Below are 19,592 nucleotides of genomic sequence, written 5' to 3'. Positions count from 1 at the left end.
TCGAATTGCTTTGTGATGCTTTTGTTTGACAGATGTACGCCGACACAATGGATGCGCTTGGCTGTTCACTGATTTTCCATGGGGTCCTGATCAGTCCCGAAGCCACGCGTAGTTGTCGCGTGCCCACCCGGGCCTTCGCCCAAACATTTGTTCAGAGGATTCCCAGCAAGCCGACCGCCCGCGCGAGCCCTGGCGCAGGCCTATTGTTCGACGTGTGCTGATCGGATTCCTGCTCGCGCTCGGCTGCTCGGTCTGCTACGGCACGGCGTCGGTGCTACAGGCGGCGGCGACGCGTTCGGTGGCGGCCGGCAGCGGCTCGGGTGTCGACACCGTGCTGCTGATGCGGGCCGCCCGGCAATGGCGCTACGCCGTCGGCGTCGGCCTCGACGGGATCGGCTTCCTCCTTCAGGTGGCGGCGTTGCGCATGGTGCCCATCTACGTGGTCGCCGCGGCGCTGGCCGCGTCGATAGCGGTGACCGGCATCGCGGCGGCATGGCTGCTGTCGGCGCGGTTGTCGCGGGCGGAATGGACCGCGGTGGGCGTGGTGTGCGCGAGCCTCGTCGTGCTCGCGCTCGCGGCCGGGCCGGGGCACTTCCGGCACGCCCCGGCCGGGCTCGGCTGGGCATTGCTCGGGGTAGTGGCCGCGATATTCGTCGCCGGCGCCGTGGCGGGCCGGTTGCCGGACCGGCCGCGTGCGCTGGCGCTGGGGCTGGCGGCCGGATCAGGTTTCGGGGTGATCGAGGTCGGCGTGCGGCTGATCGAGGTGATCGATCCGACCAAACGCGCCTTCTACACCAATCCGGCGCTGTATGCGGCGGCCGCCGGCGGGGCCGCCGGTTTCCTGGTGCTGACCTCCGCCCTGCACCGCGGCTCGGTGACCACGGCCGTCGCGGGGATGGTCGTCGGTGAAACCATCGCGCCCGCGTTCGTCGGAGTGGTATGGCTGGGCGACAGCGCGCGCGACGGGCTCGGGTGGCTGGTCATCGCCGGCTTCGTGGTGGCGGTGTCGGCGACCCTCGTGCTGGCGCGGTTCGGGGAAGGGCCGCAGGAGGTCCCTGCTCAGGCCGGCGAAGCCGTCAGCTGACTGTAGGCGGTGCCGCGCGCCGGGCGCGTCCACAAGACACCGCCCTCCGCGCTGACGCCCGCGGCGATCAGCGCACGCTTGAGGATCTTGTTCGTCGCGGTCGTCGGCAGGTCGGCGTTGATGCGCACATAACGAGGCCAAGCTTTGGGCGACAGGTCCGGTTGCGCGGCAAGGAAGTTCGCGAAGCGGTCCGGGGTCAACCGCGCCCCGGCACGCAATACCAGCGCGGCCATCACCTGGTCACCGACCCGGTCGTCGGGCACCGCGTAGACCGCGACCTGGCTGACCTCGGGCAGGCGCCCCAGGATCCGCTCGATCGGCCCCGCCGCCAGGTTCTCGCCGTCCACCCGCATCCAGTCCGCGGTGCGGCCGGCGAGGTAGATCCAGCCGTCGGCGTCGCGGTAGGCCAGGTCGCCGGACCAGTACATGCCGTGCCGCATGCGCTCGGCCGTGGCGGCCGGGTCGTTGTAGTAGCCGGCGAACGGGCCCGCGCCCTCGGTGTTGACGAGCTCTCCGACCGCGTCGTCGAAATTCGTCAGCGCCCCGTGTTCGTCGAACTGGGCGACGGCGCATTCGGTGAGCGTCGTCGAGTTGTACACGCCCACCCCCGGATAGGGCTTGCCGATCGATCCCGGCGGGGTGCCGTCCTCACGGACGACGATCACCGCGAACTCGCTGGAGCCGAAGCTGTCCACCACCCGGCAGCCGAACCTCCTTGCGAATTCGGCGATGTCGCGGTCGGTCGCCTCGTTGCCGAACGCCACCCGCAGCGTGGTGTCCGCGTCGTCGGGCCGCTCCGGGGTGGACAGGATCAACGCGAGGGGCTTGCCGACGTAGTTGAGGTACGTCACGCGGTGGCGCCGCACGTCGTCGAGGAAGCGGGACGGCGAGAACCGGGCCGGGACCATGGTGGCGCCGGCGCCGATGGCGACCGCCCACCCGGCGGCGACACCGTTGGAGTGAAAGAGCGGCATCGACAGGTAGCAGACGTCGGCGGCGGTGATGTCGTACTGGAAGATCAGGCTGGCACCGCACATGATCGCCATCGCGTGGGCGAGCCGGACGACCTTCGGGTCGCCACTGGTCCCGGAGGTGAAGATCATCATCAGGGTATCGCCGCCGGTGACCTCGCGGTGCGGAACCAGGGGCGGCGCCGCGGCCGCGAGTTCGGCGTAGCGCCGGCCGGTGACATCGAGCACCTGAATGCCGTTGAGGTCCAAGCCATCCAACAGGGCGAGGTGTTCGGGGTCGGCGAGCAGCAGCTGACAGTCGGAGCGTCGGATGTCGGCCAGCAGGCCCGCCCCGCGCCGGGTCGTGTTGATCCCGCACAGCACGTAGCCGCCCAGCGCGGCCGCGGCCATGGCGCGCAGCATCGCCGGGGAGTTCGGCAGCAGGGCCCCGACGTGCAGCGGACGGGCGGGGTCGGCGACGGCGATCAGCGCGGCGGCCTCCGCCTCGGCCTCGGCGAGGTGTTCTCGCCAGGTCCACACGCGGTCGCCGTGGGCGAGCGCGGGCGTGTCGTCGTCCCGGCGCTGCCGCAGCAGTTGCTGAACCGTCTCGATCATCGGGTGGTGAACACCAGACCCGCGTAATCCTGGCGCGCCACCTCGTCGCAGTGGCGCCGATAGGTGCCGAACCCACCGGCGTAGGGCATGAAGACCCGTTTCTTGCCTTCGATATTGGCGCCGAGATACCACGACGACGCCGCTTTCGGGAACAGCGTCTGCTCGGCCGCCTTCGCGACATGGTCCGTCCAGGCCTCGGCGGCGTCGCGGCGCGGTTCGACCTCCGTCACCCCGAGGCGGCGGACGGCCGAGATCAGCTCGATGACCCAGTCGACCTGAACCTCGGCGTGCAGCACCATGTTGGCCAGCACCGAGGGGCTGCCGGGCCCGCTGATGGCGAACATGTTCGGCAGGCCGGGCACCATCAGCCCGAGGAAGGTCAGGGGGCCGCCGGCCCACACGTCGCGCAACCGCACCCCCGCGGGCCCCACCGGGTCGATGCGGGTCAGCGCACCCGTCAGCGCGTCGAAGCCGGTGGCGAAGATCAGCACATCGCAGGGATACGTCGCGGCGCTCGTCCGCACACCGCCGGTGGTGATCGCCTCGATCGGTTCGCGGCGCAGGTTCACCAACCGGACGTTGTCCCGGTTGAACGTCGCGTAATAGCCGGCGTCGGTGCAGATTCGCTTCGTCCCGATCGGGTGGTCGACGGGTATGAGGTCGCCGGCGACCAGGGGATCGGCCACGATTTCGCGGATGCGCTCCTCGGCGAACTCCCGCGCGATGTGGTTGGCGGCCAGGTCGGAGTTCTGGTCCGGGAAGGTCTTGGCGAACAGCACGCCGCCCTCGCGCCAGCGCCGCCACAACGCTTCGGTGCGCTCCTGCGGGTCGGTGTCGACCGCGTTCTTGTGGTATGTGCCGTGCGGTGTACCCGACGCCGCGTAGGCGGAGATGCGGCGGCGCTCGGGATACTGCTCCCGGATCTGGCGTTGTTCCTCCGGCGTCCAGGGGCGGTTGGGCATCGGGATGCTGTAGTTCGCGGATCGCTGGAACACCACCAGCCGATCCGCCTGGGTGGCGACGATCGGAACCGCTTGGATGCCAGAGGATCCCGTGCCGACCAGGCCGACCCGCTTGCCGCGCAGGTCGGGGTCCTCGCGCGGCCACGCGGCGGTGAAGTACACCTCGCCGGCGAAGTCGTCGACACCGGGGATGTCCGGCCGGTTGACCGCCGACAGGCAGCCCGTCGCAGCGACGAGGAACTGGGCGGCGAAGGTGCGCTGGTCGCGGGTGCGGACCCGCCATCGACCCTGCCCGAAGGTGGCACCGGCGACGTCGACCCCGAACCGGTAGTGGCGGCGCAGATCGAACCGGTCGGCGACGTGACGCAGGTAGGCAAGGATCTCCGGTTGTGCGGCGAACCGCTCGGTCCACGTCCAGCTCCGCTGGAGTTCCTCGTCGAATGAGTAGGAGTAGTCCACACTTTCGACGTCGCAGCGGGCGCCCGGGTAGCGGTTCCAGTACCAGGTGCCGCCCACGTCGGGCGCCGCCTCGATGCCGATCACCGACAGGCCGGCCGACGCGGCCCGGTGCACGGCGTAGAGCCCGCCGAACCCCGCACCGATGACGATCACGTCGGCCACGTCGGCCCCCGTTTCGCGGTCATGTCGCCGCGCCGGCGGTGGACTGGAGCAGCGCCCGGAGGTCGGCACAGATCAGGTCGAGCGCCGAGGCCGCCGGGGGGAAGGACGGGATGGTCAAAAAGCCGTGAAACAGACCCGGGAAATCACGGTGCACCACGGGCACCCCGGCGCCGCGTAACCGGCGCGCATACTCGCAGCCCTCGCTGTGCAGCGGATCGAGGCCGGCGGTGACGATCACCGCGGGTGGGAGGCCGGCGTGCGAATCCGCACGGGCCGGTGCCACCAACGCCGTTTCGGCCCAGGAGGTTTCGGTGCCGAGGTACTGGCGCCAGTACCACCGCATGGCGGCTGCGGTCAGGAAGTAACCGGTGGCACAGCGCTGATAGCTCTCGGTGTCGAAACTCGGATCGATGACCGGATAGATGAGAAGTTGCGCGGCGGGCCCGGCGACCGCGCTTTCCCGGCACCGGATGGCGGTGGCCGCGGCGAGGTTGCCGCCGGCGCTGTCGCCGGCGATGGCCGTCCGCGCCGGGTCGATGCCCAGTTCGGATGCGTGGTCGACCACCCAGCCGAAGGCCGCGAAGGCGTCCAGTGCGGCCGCCGGAGCGCGGTGTTCGGGGGCGAGCCGGTAGCCGATCGACACCACGACCGCCTGGGTGCCGCGGGACAGGGCACGGCAGAAGCCGTCGTGGGATTCGATGTCGCACAACACGAATCCGCCGCCGTGGCAGAACACGATCGCGGCGCGGTCGTGTTGCGGCTCGCCGTGCGGGTGGTAGATCCGCGCCGGGATGCTGCCGGCGGGGCCGGGTATCGACCGGTCTTCGGTGCGGCGGACGTCGTCGAGATTGTCGACGGGCCGGCGCCGCTCGGCAACGGCCGCGCGGGCCTGCGCGGCCGTCATGGTCTCGACGCGCGGGAATCCCGCGTCCAGCTCGCGCAGCATCGCCCGGACGCCGTCAAAGGGGTCGTCCATGTACACCTCCGACCTCGTCGTCGAGGGTCACGCCGGCCGGTACTTCAGTAGGGTGATTCCGTCTTCGGGCAGATCGTAGAACACCGGCGCTACCCGCATGCCGATATGGATGTCGCCTGGCTCGACGTCGACCAATTCGGTGCTGAATTTCGGTCCGGCGTCCCACCGCACGACGGCGAGCAGCTGGGGCAGCGCCTCCGCCCAGGGCGGGCCGGTGGGCCGGCGGGCGATCGTGAACGTGTACAGCGTTCCGGCGCCGTCGATTTCACGCCATTCCAGGTCGTCGGCCAACGTTGCCGGGGCGAGCGTGCGCGGATAGAACACGTAGCGCCCCAGCGAGGGCGAGTACTGGATCAGGATGCGGTGCCGGGCCAGGGCATCCCAGAAGGGCCGCGACACCGGCGTCGGTTCGGGAACGGGGATGATCATCGCTAGTCCCCCCGCATCAGCAGCGCGACCTGCTCGCTCATGATGCCGCCGTTGCCGGTGACGAACGCGGTGCTGCAGTCGCGTACCTGCGCGTCGCCGGCCCGGCCCATGATCTGCCGGGCACCGTCGACGACGTGGTGCATGCCGCCGGCCATCCCGGCCTGACCGAACGACAGTTGTCCACCGGCGGTGTTGAGTGGAAAGTCTCCGCGGCAGGTGAGGTCGTGGCCGGCGATCCACGACATGCCCTGGCCCTTGTCGCAGAAGCCGGCGTCTTCGAGGCTCATCAGCACGGTGATGGTGTAGCAGTCGTAGATCGACGCCACGTCCACGTCGGAGCGGGTGAGGCCGGCCATCGCGAACGCCCGGTCGGCGGCGCGGGCGATCGGGGTGCGCAGCAGGTCCTCGGCATAGGTGGGGGTCTTGAAGGCGATGTGTTCGCCGAAACCCTTGATCCACACGGGGCGATGGCGGCCGCGCCGGGCGATGTCGGCGTTGGCGATCAGGACGCCCGCTCCCCCGTGCACCCGCATCACGGTCTCCAGCATGTGAATGGGGTCGGCGATCATCGGGCTGGCGAGGACGTCGTCGACCGTGATCGGGGTGCCGTGAAAGACCGCGCCGGGGTGGGCGCAGGCGTTGGTGCGTTGGTCGACGGCGATCTTGGCCACCGCCGCGGGGTCGTAGCCGAACTCGGCGGCGTAGCGCTGGGCGATCTGCGCGTACGGCGCGTTCTGGCCCACGTTGCCGTACGGGATCTCGAATTCGGCCTGCGGCGACCCGTAGGTGTTCGACGACGCCCCGTACCAATTCGGGGCCGGCGGCGGGTGCTTCTCGGACTGCGGCTGCGATGCCGATCCGGGCACCACGGCCAGCACCGCGTCGCAGATGCCGAGCTCCACGGCGGCCGCGGCCCGCCAGATCATGCCCGCCGCGCTGGCCCCGCCCAGGTCGACCCGCTCGCCGAAATCCAGGGCCAGCCCGAGGTATTCGCACAGGGTGGCCGGCGCGAACATCGCCGACTCGGCGATGCCGTGGGTCAGCAGGCCGTTGACGCATGCGGCGTCGACGCCGGCGTCCTCGATCACCATCTTGGCGAGCAGCGCGTACTGGTCGAGGGTGAACAGCGGTGGGCGGGTGGGACGGCGTTCGGCAGGCAGTTCCGCGATGCCGACGATCGCGGCCTCGCCGCGTAGGCCGGTCACGACGGGTTTCCGCGCCGGGGCAGCTCGACGGTCGCCGTTCCCGGCGTCAGCACCGTCTCCGCGCGGCGGCCGGCGATCTCGAGGTCCACCAACCCGGCGCCCTCATCCGAGAGGCGTTTGCCGGTGACCGTGCCGCCGAAGCTCAGTGGCTGGCCGGGGTGGGCGACGGCCCGGTTCTGCACGGAGAAGGAGACCAGCCGGCCGCGCCCGCCGATCCAGTCCCCGATGGCCCGGCCGAGGAGCGCGGCCTGCAACGGGCCGTGGACCAGGACGTCGTCGTAGCCTTCGACCGCGCGCGCCCAATCCTTGTCGTAGTGGATGCGGTGACCGTTGTAGGTGGCGGCGCTGAAGAAGAACAACTGCGTTTCGTCGACGTCCACGGTGAGCTCGGGAATGCGCTGGCCCACCTGGACGTCCTCGTAAAAGACTTGGCCGGTCATGGCGCTCCTAGGGGCGGGCGATCATCGACGTCGACGCTTCGGCGAGCAGGTCTCGGTCCTGGTTGCGGTACACGGTGTGCCAGGTGACCAGAACGAATCTGCCGGAGCGGCCCTGCTTTTCGACGATGGATGCGACGGTGCGCACCATCTCGACCTCGTCGCGGTGGTAGGCGGGCAGGTGGAAGGCGAAGCTCTCCCCGCCGGCCATCCGCTTGGGGGCGCGCGGAAACGCGAGGCTGCCCGAGATCGCGCCGGAGGAGCCGTCGGGCCGCAGGGCCTCGAGGTGCGTGACCCCGAGCACGGCGTACTGCAGGAAAAGCGGCGGGCAGGTGATGTCGCGAAAGCCGTTGGCCCTGGCGTACTCCGGGTCGAACCACAACGGATTGTGGTCGCCGATCGCCGCCGCCCACCGTTGCCAGTCGCGCCGGTTCACCTCGCCCGTCGCCGTGGCGGCGACCGTGCCGACGCGCGACGCCGACTCCGCGTCGATCAGGCTGTCTTCGCTCACCGGCGCTCCTCGGTGTTCTCGTCCAACGTCTCCTCCAGCCACGACGCGGCGACATCGGCCCCGCCTCCCCACGTCGAGCCCAGCCGCGCCCGCTCGGACCACAGATGCAGGTCGGTCTCGGTGACATACCCCATGCCGCCGTGCAATTGGTGGGCGTCCAGCGTGATCAACCTGGCCGCGCCGGCCGCGTGCATGCGCGCGATCGCCGTCTCCCGGGTCGCCGTGCGGCCGCGGCCGATCCAGAAGACCGCCGCATGGGCGGCCAGCCGCGCCGCCGCCAGCGCGATGTGCATGTCGGCGACCAGGTGCTGGGCGGCCTGAAACGACGCGATGGGCCGGCCGAATTGGTGCCGCAGCTTGGTGTAGTCGACGGTGCGTTCGATGACAGCCTGCCCGACCCCCACCAGGTCGAGCGACCCCAATGCCACCGCGGTGTTGGCCAGGCGCCGCAAGGCCGCGGCGGTGACCTCGCCCGCGAGCGCGTCGGCGCCGACCGTGACGTCGTCGAAGCGCACGGTGCACGCCCGCTGCCCGCCCGCCATGGCGAGCGGTTCCATCGTCACCCCGGATGCCCCCGCGTCGACGAGGAACACCAGCGAACGCGATTGCGCCGCAGCCGATATCACGATGACATCGGCGACGTCGGCATCGGCGACGTAGTCCGCGGCGCCGTTCAGCCGCCATCGCGTGGACACCGGCTCGGCCCGCAGCGCGGGCGACACCAGCGCGGCGTCGCGCGCGCCCCACAGCGCGGTGGCGCCGCGGACGGCGCCGGACGCCAGGCGCGGCAGCCAGGTGTGCTTGGCCTCCGCCCGGCCGAGCTGGTCGATCGCGAGGGCGGCCTGGATGCTGCTGTGGACGGTCGTCGGGCACAGCGCGCGTCCCGCCTCGGTGTAGAAGACGGCGAGATCGTCCAGCGACCCGCCGGAGCCGCCGTATTCCTCGCCGATCGCCAGCCCGAGAACCCCAGCGTGGGTCAGTGCCTTCCACAGCCCCGGGGTGCGGCGGTCGGCGGCCGGTTCGTTCAGTGCGCGCACCAGCGACACGGGGCATTCGGTGGCGAGGAGGGCGCCCAGCGAGGAGGCGAACTCGCGCTGTTCGGCGGTGGGTGTCGCCCTCATGCGTCAGCGCCCATAGCTGGGCATCGTGTGCCCGCGCTGGGCGATGATGTCGCGGAGCACCTCGTTGGTCCCGCCGCCGAAACGCATCAGGGGCGCCGCCCGGTAGAGCCGCTCGAAGGTGCCGGCCAGGGGCGCCTGATCGCTGCGGTGCGCCAGCAGGCCGTCCGGTCCGAGCAGGTCGAGGGCGAGCAGGGCGATGCGCTGGCGCAGCTCACTGGTGAACACCTTTTCGACGCTGACCTCCACCGAGGGGATGACGCCGCTGTCGAGGATCGAGGCGGCCTCGTAGCCCATCAGCGTGGCCACCGCCACGTCGGCCTCGGCCTGCGCGAGCCTGCGTCGCAGCGACGGGCTCTCGTAGGGCACCGTGCCGTCCCGGCGCGGGCGCCGAGCGAGCTCGCGCAATTCCTCCACGGCGCGACGCAGGTCGCCCGCGTTGGTCAGCGCGCCGCGTTCCAGATCCAGTGCGCCGATGATGTACGCCCAGCCGCGGTTGACTTCGCCGACCAGGTTGGTGACCGGCACCCGGACGTCGCGGAAGTGCACCTCGTTGGTGCGATAGCCCGACCACGCGTACAGCGGCCGGATCGTCACGCCGGGACTGCCGAGTCCGACGATGATGACCGAGATGCCGCGATGGCGCACAGCGTGGGGATCGGTGCGCACGCAGAGCCACTCGTGGGTGGCGCGTTGCGCGCCGCTGTTCCAGATCTTGGTGCCGTTGATCACCCATTCGTCGCCGTCGCGGACCGCGCTGGTGCGCAGGTTGGCCAGGTCGGTGCCGGCGTCGGGCTCGGAATACCCTACGGCGCATATCATTTCGCCTTTGGCAATCAGCGGCAGCCATTCGGATTTGTTCCGCTCGGTGCCGTGCCGCATGATCATCGGCGCGACGGAGGTGACCGTCAGGTCGGGCCCGGGGACGCCCCAGTACTCGAATTCGCTCATCAACAGATGCAGGTGAACGGCGCCGAGGCCCATACCGCCGTACTCGCGCGGCCAGTTCAGCCCGAACCAGCCCTTCTCCCCGATCTTGCGGCGGAACCGCGCCACCTCGCCGCCGGGGAACTCCAGGTCGTGCTCGGCGAGCTCGGCTCGCAGCTCGGGGGTGACGTTGTCGTGTAGGAACTCGCGGACCTCGGCCAACCAGGCTCGCTGCCCGGCGTCGAGTTCGAAATCCATTCCGGCCCCTTTGCCTTTCTGCCGGCCTTACACCAAGCAGCGCCAGCGTAACGCGGCCGCGAGATTGCGCCCCGGATTTCGCCGTGGCGCTACTCCCGGTGGCAACGATTCGCGGGCATCGACTGTAAATACGCTGTCAAACTCCCGTTAATTCGCATCGGCGCTCTCGCAGATCCGCGGCGTGACTGCAAAAATTTTTCAATCGGCTGGTCGACGGGGACCAGGACCCTTGCCCGGCCGCAGCCCGAGGGAGATGTCATGCCCACTGTTGAGACACGCCTCCGCGAAGACCTGCGCAACTATGCGGTCGAATTGCGGCAACTGGCATACACGCTTCCGCTCGGCGTGGGCGAGCATGCGCTCCTGCAGTTGTCCGACCGCATGCGCGCCGCCGCCGAGCAGGTGATCCGCAAGGGCGCCTGACCGGGCGCGGGCTCAGCCGCCCCGTAGCCGGATCTTCCAGCGGACGAAGCTCAGATAGAACACGCTAATGGCCACCAGCATGGCCATGTCGAACCACCAAGCACCGGGCGTGTGACGCCAGTGCGAGTCCTTCGGGCTGAGCGGACCGGGCACCAATTTGGTCAGGTCGGCGGTAGAGGCTGAGGCCGCGAAGCCCCACCGTGCGGGAGTCGCCCAGGACATCTGGTCGAGCGCCAGCCGCCCGGTCACCGGAATCATGCCGCCGGAGAACACCAGCTGCGACATGACCGCCACCACCAACAGCGGCATGATCTGTTCGTTCGACTTGGCGATGGCCGACAACGCCAGCCCCAGCATCGCCGAGGCCACGCACGTCAGCGCGACGTCGGCGAACAGTTCGAGACCCGGCCGGCCCAGCGCCACGGCCCCCTGCGTCGGACCGCCCTTGCCGATCAGCACGATGATCGTCACGATCGCCGACTGGATGACCGCGAACACCGTGTACACGCAGACCTTCGCCAGCAGGTAGGCGCTGGTGGACAGGCCGACGGCCTGTTCGCGCAGGAAGATCGGGCGTTCGCCGATCAGGTCGCGGATGGTCAGCGCGGTCCCCATGAACACCGCGCCGACGTTGAGCAACACCAGGATCTGCCCGGGCTCGTTGGGCGCGGCGCCGTACGGATTGGGGATGCCGAACCCGACGTTGCCGGGCACCGACATCGACAGCGAGCCCATGATGAACGGCAGCACCGCCAGGAAGACGAAGTAGCCGCGGTCGGAGAAGATCAGCCGGACCTGCCGCCTGGCGATCGTCGAGAACTGCCGGAACAGGCTGGTGTGCGACGGGTCGCCCAGGTCCGCGGGCTGCTGGGCCGGCGGCGGCGGCGGCTGCGGGCCCGTGCGCGCCAGGTAGCGCGCCTTGGCCCCGTCCGGGTCGCCCGCGACCGTGCTGAAGATGTCGGCCCAGTTCGTCGTGCCCATGGCCGGCCCGATCTGGCTGGGCGGCCCGCAGAAGGCGGTCTTGCCGCCGGGGGCCAGCAGCAGGACCTGATCGCAGACGTCGAGGTAGGTCAGCGAGTGGGTGACGACGAGCACCACGCGGCCGGCGTCGGCCAACTGACGCAGCATGGTCATCACCTGGCGGTCCAGCGCGGGGTCCAGGCCGGAGGTCGGCTCGTCGAGGATGAGCAGCGACGGCCCGGTGAGCAGCTCGAGTGCGACCGACGCGCGCTTGCGCTGGCCGCCGGAGAGTTTGTCGACCCGGGTGTGCAGGTGCTGGGTCATCTCGAGTTCCTCGAGCACCCGGGCGACCACCTGGGCCCGGTCGTCCTTGGTGGTGTCGGGCGGCAACCGCAGCTCGGCGGCGTACATCAACGCCTGCTGCACCGTCAGCTGCCCGTGCACCACGTCGTCCTGGGGCACCATGCCGATCCGGCTGCGCAGGGAGGCGTATTCGGCGTGCACGTTGTGGCCCTCGAACGCGACCGTGCCCCTGGTCGGGTGCGTGTACCCCGCGACCAGCCGGGCGAACGTCGACTTGCCCGCCCCGGATGGCCCGATGACGGCGGTCAGCGTTCCGGGCTGCGCGCCCAACGAGATGTCGTCCAGCAGCGTCTTGTTGTTCTCGATCGTCCACGACACGCCACGCACGTCCAGGCCACCGGTGCGGGTCGCCGTCGCGCTCTCGTCGCGGCGGGCCAGCGTGCCGCCGGCGAAGACGAGGTCGATGTTGCCGATCGTGACGACGTCGCCGTCGTGCAGCACGGCCGAGTCGACCCGCGCGCCGTTGACGAAGGTGCCGTTGATGCTGCGGTTGTCGTGGATCTCGGTGCCGTGCGGCGTCGGGACCAACGTGGCGTGATGGCGCGACGCCAGCACCTCGGGAATGACGATGTCGTTGTCGTTGGCCCGGCCGATCTTGATCGCCCCCGGCGCCGACTCCGCCGCCTTGCCCGGCCGCAGGATCTTCATCATCGACGTCGCGATGTTCGACGCGTCACCGCCGACCCGTCCGGCTTCCAGCCCGGTCGGCTCGCCGGCCTGGGCGGGCGGGCCGTTCATGGGTTGCGGGCGGTAGATGTGCGGGGCTTGTTGCGCCCCGCTGGGCGGTGCCGCCGGATGGCCGCCGGTGGGGTACCGGGGCTGCGGGGCTGACGGGTGGCTGGGCATCGATCCGCTCGGCGGATGGATCGGAGCGGGCCCGCTGGGCGGCTGCGTGGGCTGCCGGAACGAGGCCGAGGCCGGCTGCTGGGGCTGGCCCGGCCAGTGCGCGCCGGGCGGCGGCGTGGTAGTCGCGCGGGGGCTGGCCGCGCTGGCCGGGTTGGCGATCGGGATCGACGTCGTCAGCGGGGGCCGCCCGGCCGAACCCTGGTGGCGGCCGACCTCGAAGGTCAGCGCCGGGCCGTCCGGGTTGCCGATGTTGACGCGCAGGCCGTCGTGGATGTCGACCATGGGCACGCGATGGTGGTTGACGAACAGGCCGTTGAGGCTGCCGTTGTCGATGGCCATCCATCGGCCCTGGTCGAATCGGGCGATGAGATGCGTACGGGAGATCAGGGGATGTGCCACGCGGACGTCGGCGCGAAGGTCACGCCCGATCGCGACATCGTTGCCTGCGGCGAATGTGCGCTCGGATCCTTCGTACCGCACGGTCAACACAGGTGGGGCAGGTCGGCTCATTACGACCAACTGTATCGGCAGGCGCGCGAATACGGGTCGGCGAATCCCGACCGGTCCACCGCCACGCGCGCCCACGGCGCGTTGCGGGCGGCGGGTGGCCCGCCGTCCATGGGTGAGGGCGACCGATGCCGTGGAGCAACGAGCCGGCACCACCGACGCCCCGCCCCACGACGTCCGAGGGGCCGTTTTCCCGTCGAGGCCTCCGGCCCCGACCGGCACAAGCACCATGAAACGGTGGAGACTCACTCGGAGGACGGCGACCGCCAGCACGCCCCCATTGGTGTGGGAATTCGACTGCGGGTCAACCGCTTCCGCGAGTTCGCTAGCCCGCCACGGCGGCGGTGCGCAGGCCACGGCGCCACGGCACGCGCACGGCGGTGACGTCCTTGACGAAATCGCCGATGTAGCGAATCGCCCGCCTTCCTTCCGGCAGAATGTCCGCCGCCAGCGGGAAATCGTGAATCTGACCGTCCCACAGGTGCAGATCGCACGGAATTCCGCTGGCCTCCAAGCGCTTTGCCATCAATTCGGCGTCGGGAAGCAGCAGCTCGTCGGAGCTGGCGTGAATGGTCACCGGCGGCAGGCAGGACAAATCGGCGTCCACCGGCGAAGCCACAGTGGAGTCTCCGCCGCCCTCCAAAACCTGTGCCTGGCTGAGATACCCGGCGAACACCGACAACGCCCCGCGGGTGAACATCGAACACTTGCGCGCATTGCGGTGCCGCAGCTTTCGGGCCGGGTCGGCGTCGGTGAACGGGGAGATGGTCGCGATCCCCGCCGGCCTCATCACCTCGCTGCGAATGGCCGACAGCGCGGTCATGAACGCGAGATAGCCCCCGGCCGAGTCGCCGGCGACGACCACCTGGTCACCGTCGAAACCGCAGTCCTGCAGCCAGCGCAGCCCGCTCATCCCGTCGTCGATCGCGTCGGTGATGTGATGCGAGGGCAGCTTTCGGTATCCGAGGGTGAGCACCGCGGCATCCGCCGCCTTCGACAAGCGGGTGACCACCGAGCGGTGCGTGTTCAAGCCGCAGGTGAGGAACGCACCGCCGTGCAGATAGAGGATCGCCCGGTCCGTCGACGCGCCCGGGGCGCAAACCCACTCGGCGGCACAGTTTTCCAGTCGCACGGGTTCGATGTCCGCCGAGATGCCAAACCGCGGCACCAACCCCGCGAAACTGTCGATGTAGTCGAATGGCCAGCGCAAGTTCGGTGTAACGGCCCAGGCGCGCACCGTGTTCTTCACGATCAGCCGGCTCGCCAGCGAGACAGCGACCGATTGCGGGCTGTGGCGATGGTGAACTCGCCGTTTCATTGCGCCACTTGGCAATACGCGGTGTGGATCGGTGGTAGTAACCATGCAATCCCTCCTTCGTGCCAAGTGCGGTCGGAATACCCGCGCGCGGCGAAGAAAAACTGTGGGGAACGCGGTGCGAATGTTGCGTACGTCACGGTTTACGCCCGGTAAAGGTGGGTAAACATGATCATTCTGGTTTACGCCGACCCGGGCGTCGCTTATCTGCGCCGGTAGCCCAAGATATGAGCGATGAGCGACGAAACGCGTGCTGACCGGTTGCTTTGCGACCGGGTGGCGGTGGTGACGGGCGGTGGCGGCGGCATCGGTGCGGCCACCGCGCGGCTGTTCGCCGGACAGGGCGCGCACGTGGTCATCGTCGACGTCGACGCCGCGCTGGCCGCCCGGACGGTCGACGACATCGCGGAATCGGGTGGGTCGGCGGTGGCCGTGGTCAGCGACGTCCGGGACGCGGCCGCGGTCGACGACCTGGCCCGATCGGTGCTGGATCGCTATGGCCGGGTCGACGTGCTGGTCAACAACGTGGGCCACTGGCTGCGGCATCCGGGCGAGTTCGTCGACACCGACCCCCGATTCTGGGACGAGCTCTACCGGATCAATCTGCACCACGTCTTCCTGGTCACCCATGCATTCCTGCCGGCGATGGTCGCCCGGCGGGCCGGCGCGATCGTCAACGTCTCCTCCGTCGAGGGTCTGCGCGGTTACCCGGAAGATCCGGTCTACGCCGCTTTCAAGGCCGCCGTCATCCAGTTCACTCGCAGCCTTGCGGTGCAGGTGGGCGGGCGCGGGGTGCGGGTCAACGGGATCGCCCCCGACGTCACGGAATCGCTACAGGTGCCCTACTCGCAGTGGCTGTCCGCCGACGAGCAGGCGCAGTGGCCGCAGTGGGTTCCGGTCGGCCGCATGGGCGTTCCCGAGGATCAGGCCCGCGTGATCCTGTTCCTGGCGTCTGACCTGTCGGCGTTCGTCACCGGCCACACCGTCCCGACCGACGGCGGCACCGGCGCGGCGGGCGGCTGGTACCGCTCGTCGCGCCGGCCCGACCGCGAGTGGACGAATCGTCCCGTCGCGCCCTGACCCCTTGGGCCGTCCTCACACCAGGCCCAATGCGGCGTTCTCCGCACGGATCCGGACGTTGAGCACCAGCGCGTTCGCGATGCTGAACACAATCGCCGTCAGCCACGCCGAGTGCACCAGCGGCAGCGCGGCCACCTCCGCGGCGACCGCCGCGTAGTTGGGATGGCGCACCCATCGATACGGCCCTTCGCGAACCAACGGTGCCCCCGGAATGACGATCAGCCGCGGATTCCAGTGCCTGCCGAGCACGCTCACGCAGCGCCAGCGCACCACCGTGCTCAGCGCTACGACCGCGAGCATCGGCCAGCCCAGCCATCCGATGAACGGCCGGCCGAAGACCCAGGTCTCCACGACACACGAAACCAGCAGCAGCGCATGCATGCTGACCATCGCCGGGTAGTGATCACGGCCGAATTCCTTGCCCCCTTGTGCCAGGGACCATTTGGTGTTCCGTTGCGATACGGCCAGCTCGACCAGTCGTTCGGCGCCGATAGCCAGAATGAACAGGTAGTAATACATCTCGCCCCTCACCACTGCAGCAGCAGCAGCTCGAAGCTGAAGCCCGGGCCCATTGCCAGCATGACCCCGAACGCCCCTTCGGCCAGCGGCTCGGCGATGGTCCGGCGCAGGACGTCCAGCACGGATGCCGAGGAGATGTTGCCGTTGTCGCGCATCGAGTTTCGGCTGTGGGCCAGCGCCTCCGGCGATAGCCCAAGCGCGTCCTCGATCGAGTCGAGGACTTTGGGACCACCGGGATGACACACCCACGTCGAGACGTCCGACAGGGACAGGCCGTGGTCGGCCAGGAATCCGTCGACCTCTTCCCGTAGATGGACCTCGGCCATCTTCGGCACGTCGCGCGACATCACGAGCTGAAACCCGTTGGAGCCGACGTTCCACCCCATGACGTCAACGGTCTCGGGAATTACGCGGCTGCGGGTCCCCAGGATGCGCGGCGCTCGACGGTCGCTGTGGCCCACAGTCATTCGGTCGGAACCCGTGGCGACCACCGCGGCGGCGCCGTCGCCGAACAGCGACACACCGATGAGGGCGGGAATCGAGGTGTCGTCGCGCTGCAGCGTGAGGGAGCACAACTCGACCGACAGCAGCACGGCCACATCCCCCGGGTAACCATGCAGGTAATCGTGCACACGCGCCATGCCGGCGGCTCCCGCGACACAGCCGAGACCGAACAGCGGGACGCGTTTGATGTTGGGCCGCAGGCCGATTCGGGTCATCAGCCGTGCGTCGATGGTGGGCACCGCGATGCCGGTGCTGGAGACCATCACGATGGTGTCCACCTCGTGCGGCTCGATGCCCGCGTCGGACAGCGCCGACCGTACCGCCCGCTCGCCGAGATCGACGGCGACCTCGAGATAGGCGTCGTTGGCTTCGGTGAAACCGCTCAACCGTGGGTAACGCGACAGCGGCAGCGCAAGGTTGCGGTGGTCGACCCCCGTCGTTTGCGCGAAACGCAGGAACCGCGGATCGGTGAATTCGGTCAGCTCGCGAGCGACTTCGTCTTGGTTGTAGCGGTGCGGGGTGAATGCCACCGCCGCCCCGGCGATGTGCGGCGCCGGCTGCTCGCGGTGAGCGGTCCGGTGCGGCGATGTGAGATGCGTTGTTGCAGTCATGCCTATGCCGACGACCGGCTTCCCTCCCCGGTTCACCCGAACGTCCCCTTGGTGAGATGAACCACATACGGACGCTTGCCGTTTACCAACCCAGGGGGTGGCGGGGCGGATAAGCGTCAGGGACTCAGGGTGTCTGCGGGCCGGAATCGGGCCTGGTCGTCGATGACCGTGACCGGTATGCCGTTGAGCGCGCCGTTTCCGGACGGCTCGTCGATTAACGTCGGTGGGGAAAGCACATTCGTGTTGACCCCCGGCGAGCTGTTGGCCACCGCCATGCGCGTGCCCGGCTTGCCGTGTCCCCACCCGTGGGGCATCGACACCACTCCCGGTTTGATCGCGTCGGTAACCTCCACGGGCACTTTGATTTCGCCGGCCGCCGACTTCACGGTGACGATGTCGTCGTCCGTGACGCCGCAACGCGCCGCATCGTCGGGATGGATCAGCAAGGTGCACCGGTCCTTTCCCTTCATCAGCGCGGGCACGTTGTGTAGCCAGGTGTTGTTCGAGCGCAGGTGCCGACGGCTCACCAGGACCAGCGGTTCGGCCGGTCGCTGCATTCGGGCGGCCAGCCGGGGCAGGTCATCGAGCAGGTATTGCGGGGCGAGCCGGATCTTCTTGTCGGGGGTGCCGAGGATGTCGGGCAGTTGCGGGACCATCGGGCCGAAGTCGATTCCGTTCGGGTTCGCCTTGAGCAAATCCAACGTCAGCCCACCGGGGTTCTTGCCGTACTGGTCCCCGAACGGGCCGGTTCGCAGCGTGAGGTCGAGCATCCGCTCGGGGCCGCCGCTGTCGTACAGCTTGCGTATCTCCGCGCCGTCGAGGCCGCGGGTGAAGGCCAGGTAGTCGAAGAAACCGTCGTCGATCGCGGTGACGTCGACATCCTCGGCCGGTGTGCCGGTGCACAGGCCGGTCAGCCTGATCAGGATCTCCCATTCGTGCGGGCGATCCCCCGGATCGAAAACCGGCGCCGAGTAATTCGCGATGCTGCGGATCGCGAAAAGCAGGATCAGGTCGTCGTGGTGCGGCTGCTCGAGCGGGGACAGCCCGGGCAGGATCACGTCGGCGTGCCGCGTCGTCTCGTTGAGCCAAAGGTCAACGGAGATCATCGCTTCCAGCATGGGCAGCGCCTCGTCGAGCTTGTCACCGCCCGGGGTGGACAAGACCGGGTTGCCGGCAACGGTGATCAGCGCCTTGAGCTGACCCTCGCCGGGAGTGGCGATCTCCTCGGCCATGCACGACACCGGCGCCTGGCCGAGCACTTCCTTCGCGCCGCGCACCCGGGTGTGCCAGCGACCGAATTCCGGTAGGCCGCCCTCGAGCCCGGGTAGGGGCTGCGTGGTGATCGACCAGGCCGCCGGCTTGGGAAACATCGCTCCCCCGGGCACGTCGAAATGACCGGTCAAGATGTTGATGACGTCGACCAGCCAGCTGGCCAGGCTACCGAACTCCTGGTTGCACAGACCGATTCGGCCGTATACCACCGACTTCCGGGTTCCGGCCAGCTCGCGAGCCAGGAGCCGGATGCGGTCCTCGTCGATTCCGGTGACCGCGCTGACCCGCTCCGGCGGCCACTCCGCGGCCACTCGGCGCATCGTGTCGACCCCGTCGACGTGTGGCCCGGGATCGATCAGGTCCTCGTCGAACAGCGTGTGCGCCACGGCCAGTAGCAGCGCGGCGTCGGTCCCGGGCACGATGGGCAGCCACTCGTCGGCGCGGGCCGCGGTCCGCGTGCGTACCGGGTCGATCACGATCACCTTGCCGCGCTTGCGGATCGCCTCGATCAGGCCCATCACGTCGGGCGCGGCCAGCAGCGACCCCTGAGACGCCGCCGGGTTGGCGCCCATGATCACCATCAGGTCGGTGCGTTCGATGTCGGGCACCGGGAAGTTCCACCAGAGGCCGTACATCAGGTGCGACGACAGGTTCTTCGGCCATTGGTCCACCGTCCCCGGGGAATACGTGACCGGCATCCCGGACATCCCCATCAGCACGCCCGCGTACCGGGCCAGCGAAAACGAGTGGGCCAGCGGGTTGCCGGTGTAGGCGGTGACCGCGCCGATCCCGTATTTCTCGATCACCGGCGTCAGCAACTCGGTGCAGCGGCGGAACGCGGCGTCCCAGCTCACCTCGTGCCAGTGGCCGTCGACCTTGATCATGGGGCGGCGGATGCGGTCCGGGTCGTCGTGGATTGCCGCGAGCGAGACGCCCTTCGGGCAGATGTGCCCTTTGCTCCACACGTCGTCGCGGTTTCCCCGGATGCTGGTGACCCTGCCGCCGTCGACCTGAATCTCCAAGCCGCACATGGCTTCACACAGGGGACAGGTGCGCAGATGCCTACCGTCTTCGGGCGTCGTCACCCACCCACTGTATT

General features: G+C 69.4%; 17 protein-coding genes. 3 read left to right on the top strand and 14 right to left on the bottom strand.

What is annotated here, in order from left to right; all coding sequences use genetic code 11:
• Positions 1 to 214: 214 nt before the first annotated feature.
• Positions 215 to 1,084: a DMT family transporter gene (locus G6N37_RS06415; RefSeq protein WP_232075320.1), complete on the top strand. Its 870-nt coding sequence runs from the start codon at positions 215 to 217 to the stop codon at positions 1,082 to 1,084.
• Here G6N37_RS06415 and fadD1 read toward each other — a convergent pair.
• Genes fadD1 through G6N37_RS06370 form a run of 9 tightly spaced genes read right to left on the bottom strand, consistent with a single transcriptional unit; the run spans position 1,060 to position 10,093 of the window.
• Entirely contained in the window at positions 1,060 to 2,649 is a 1,590-nt protein-coding gene (fadD1, locus tag G6N37_RS06410) for a fatty-acid--CoA ligase FadD1 (protein WP_163677545.1), read from the bottom strand. The genes G6N37_RS06415 and fadD1 overlap by 25 nt on opposite strands.
• Entirely contained in the window at positions 2,646 to 4,232 is a 1,587-nt protein-coding gene (locus tag G6N37_RS06405; protein WP_163677542.1) for a flavin-containing monooxygenase, read from the bottom strand. Before G6N37_RS06405 ends, fadD1 begins: the two co-directional genes overlap by 4 nt.
• Positions 4,233 to 4,251: 19 nt before the next feature.
• Positions 4,252 to 5,208, bottom strand: a complete 957-nt coding sequence (locus G6N37_RS06400; protein ID WP_163677539.1) for an alpha/beta hydrolase — start codon at positions 5,206 to 5,208, stop codon at positions 4,252 to 4,254.
• A 27-nt stretch (positions 5,209 to 5,235) separates the two neighbouring features.
• A complete protein-coding gene (locus tag G6N37_RS06395; RefSeq protein ID WP_163677537.1) occupies positions 5,236 to 5,637 on the bottom strand; it encodes a Zn-ribbon domain-containing OB-fold protein in 402 nt (133 codons plus the stop codon).
• A 2-nt stretch (positions 5,638 to 5,639) separates the two neighbouring features.
• Positions 5,640 to 6,842, bottom strand: coding sequence for a thiolase family protein (locus tag G6N37_RS06390; protein ID WP_163677534.1), 1,203 nt, complete (start codon positions 6,840 to 6,842; stop codon positions 5,640 to 5,642).
• The gene (locus tag G6N37_RS06385; RefSeq protein ID WP_163677530.1) at positions 6,839 to 7,282 is read right to left on the bottom strand and encodes a hotdog family protein; all 444 of its coding nucleotides are present in this window, start codon (positions 7,280 to 7,282) and stop codon (positions 6,839 to 6,841) included. Before G6N37_RS06385 ends, G6N37_RS06390 begins: the two co-directional genes overlap by 4 nt.
• Positions 7,283 to 7,289: 7 nt before the next feature.
• On the bottom strand, positions 7,290 to 7,790 hold the full coding sequence (locus tag G6N37_RS06380; RefSeq protein WP_163677527.1) for a MaoC family dehydratase: 501 nt from the start codon (positions 7,788 to 7,790) through the stop codon (positions 7,290 to 7,292).
• Positions 7,787 to 8,911: an acyl-CoA dehydrogenase family protein gene (locus G6N37_RS06375; RefSeq protein ID WP_163677525.1), complete on the bottom strand. Its 1,125-nt coding sequence runs from the start codon at positions 8,909 to 8,911 to the stop codon at positions 7,787 to 7,789. Before G6N37_RS06375 ends, G6N37_RS06380 begins: the two co-directional genes overlap by 4 nt.
• Before the next feature lie 3 nt (positions 8,912 to 8,914).
• Positions 8,915 to 10,093: an acyl-CoA dehydrogenase family protein gene (locus tag G6N37_RS06370; RefSeq protein ID WP_163677522.1), complete on the bottom strand. Its 1,179-nt coding sequence runs from the start codon at positions 10,091 to 10,093 to the stop codon at positions 8,915 to 8,917.
• A 258-nt stretch (positions 10,094 to 10,351) separates the two neighbouring features.
• Here G6N37_RS06370 and G6N37_RS25830 point away from each other — a divergent pair, with 258 nt between their 5' ends.
• Positions 10,352 to 10,516: a hypothetical protein gene (locus G6N37_RS25830; RefSeq protein ID WP_167527366.1), complete on the top strand. Its 165-nt coding sequence runs from the start codon at positions 10,352 to 10,354 to the stop codon at positions 10,514 to 10,516.
• A 12-nt stretch (positions 10,517 to 10,528) separates the two neighbouring features.
• Here the strand turns inward: G6N37_RS25830 and G6N37_RS06365 are convergent, their stop codons facing one another.
• Together G6N37_RS06365 and G6N37_RS06360 are read right to left on the bottom strand one after the other, a co-directional pair.
• Positions 10,529 to 13,195, bottom strand: a complete 2,667-nt coding sequence (locus G6N37_RS06365) for an ATP-binding cassette domain-containing protein (RefSeq protein WP_163677518.1) — start codon at positions 13,193 to 13,195, stop codon at positions 10,529 to 10,531.
• Positions 13,196 to 13,517: 322 nt separating this feature from the next.
• Entirely contained in the window at positions 13,518 to 14,555 is a 1,038-nt protein-coding gene (locus tag G6N37_RS06360) for an alpha/beta hydrolase (protein WP_163677515.1), read from the bottom strand.
• A gap of 186 nt (positions 14,556 to 14,741) precedes the next feature.
• Between G6N37_RS06360 and G6N37_RS06355 the strand changes: the two genes are divergently transcribed.
• Positions 14,742 to 15,587, top strand: coding sequence for an SDR family NAD(P)-dependent oxidoreductase (locus G6N37_RS06355; RefSeq protein WP_163677512.1), 846 nt, complete (start codon positions 14,742 to 14,744; stop codon positions 15,585 to 15,587).
• Between the two features lie 15 nt (positions 15,588 to 15,602).
• Here the strand turns inward: G6N37_RS06355 and G6N37_RS06350 are convergent, their stop codons facing one another.
• From G6N37_RS06350 to G6N37_RS06340, 3 genes are all read right to left on the bottom strand, one after another.
• Positions 15,603 to 16,106: an isoprenylcysteine carboxyl methyltransferase family protein gene (locus G6N37_RS06350; protein ID WP_163684704.1), complete on the bottom strand. Its 504-nt coding sequence runs from the start codon at positions 16,104 to 16,106 to the stop codon at positions 15,603 to 15,605.
• Between the two features lie 8 nt (positions 16,107 to 16,114).
• Positions 16,115 to 17,221: a type III polyketide synthase gene (locus G6N37_RS06345; RefSeq protein ID WP_163677509.1), complete on the bottom strand. Its 1,107-nt coding sequence runs from the start codon at positions 17,219 to 17,221 to the stop codon at positions 16,115 to 16,117.
• A gap of 116 nt (positions 17,222 to 17,337) precedes the next feature.
• Positions 17,338 to 19,578: a molybdopterin-dependent oxidoreductase gene (locus G6N37_RS06340; protein WP_163677506.1), complete on the bottom strand. Its 2,241-nt coding sequence runs from the start codon at positions 19,576 to 19,578 to the stop codon at positions 17,338 to 17,340.
• Positions 19,579 to 19,592: the final 14 nt, after the last annotated feature.

The organism is Mycobacterium seoulense, from assembly GCF_010731595.1.
GTDB lineage: Bacteria > Actinomycetota > Actinomycetes > Mycobacteriales > Mycobacteriaceae > Mycobacterium > Mycobacterium seoulense.
Note: the sequence above shows the minus strand (reverse complement) of the source record. Positions and strands in the feature narration are given on the sequence as shown.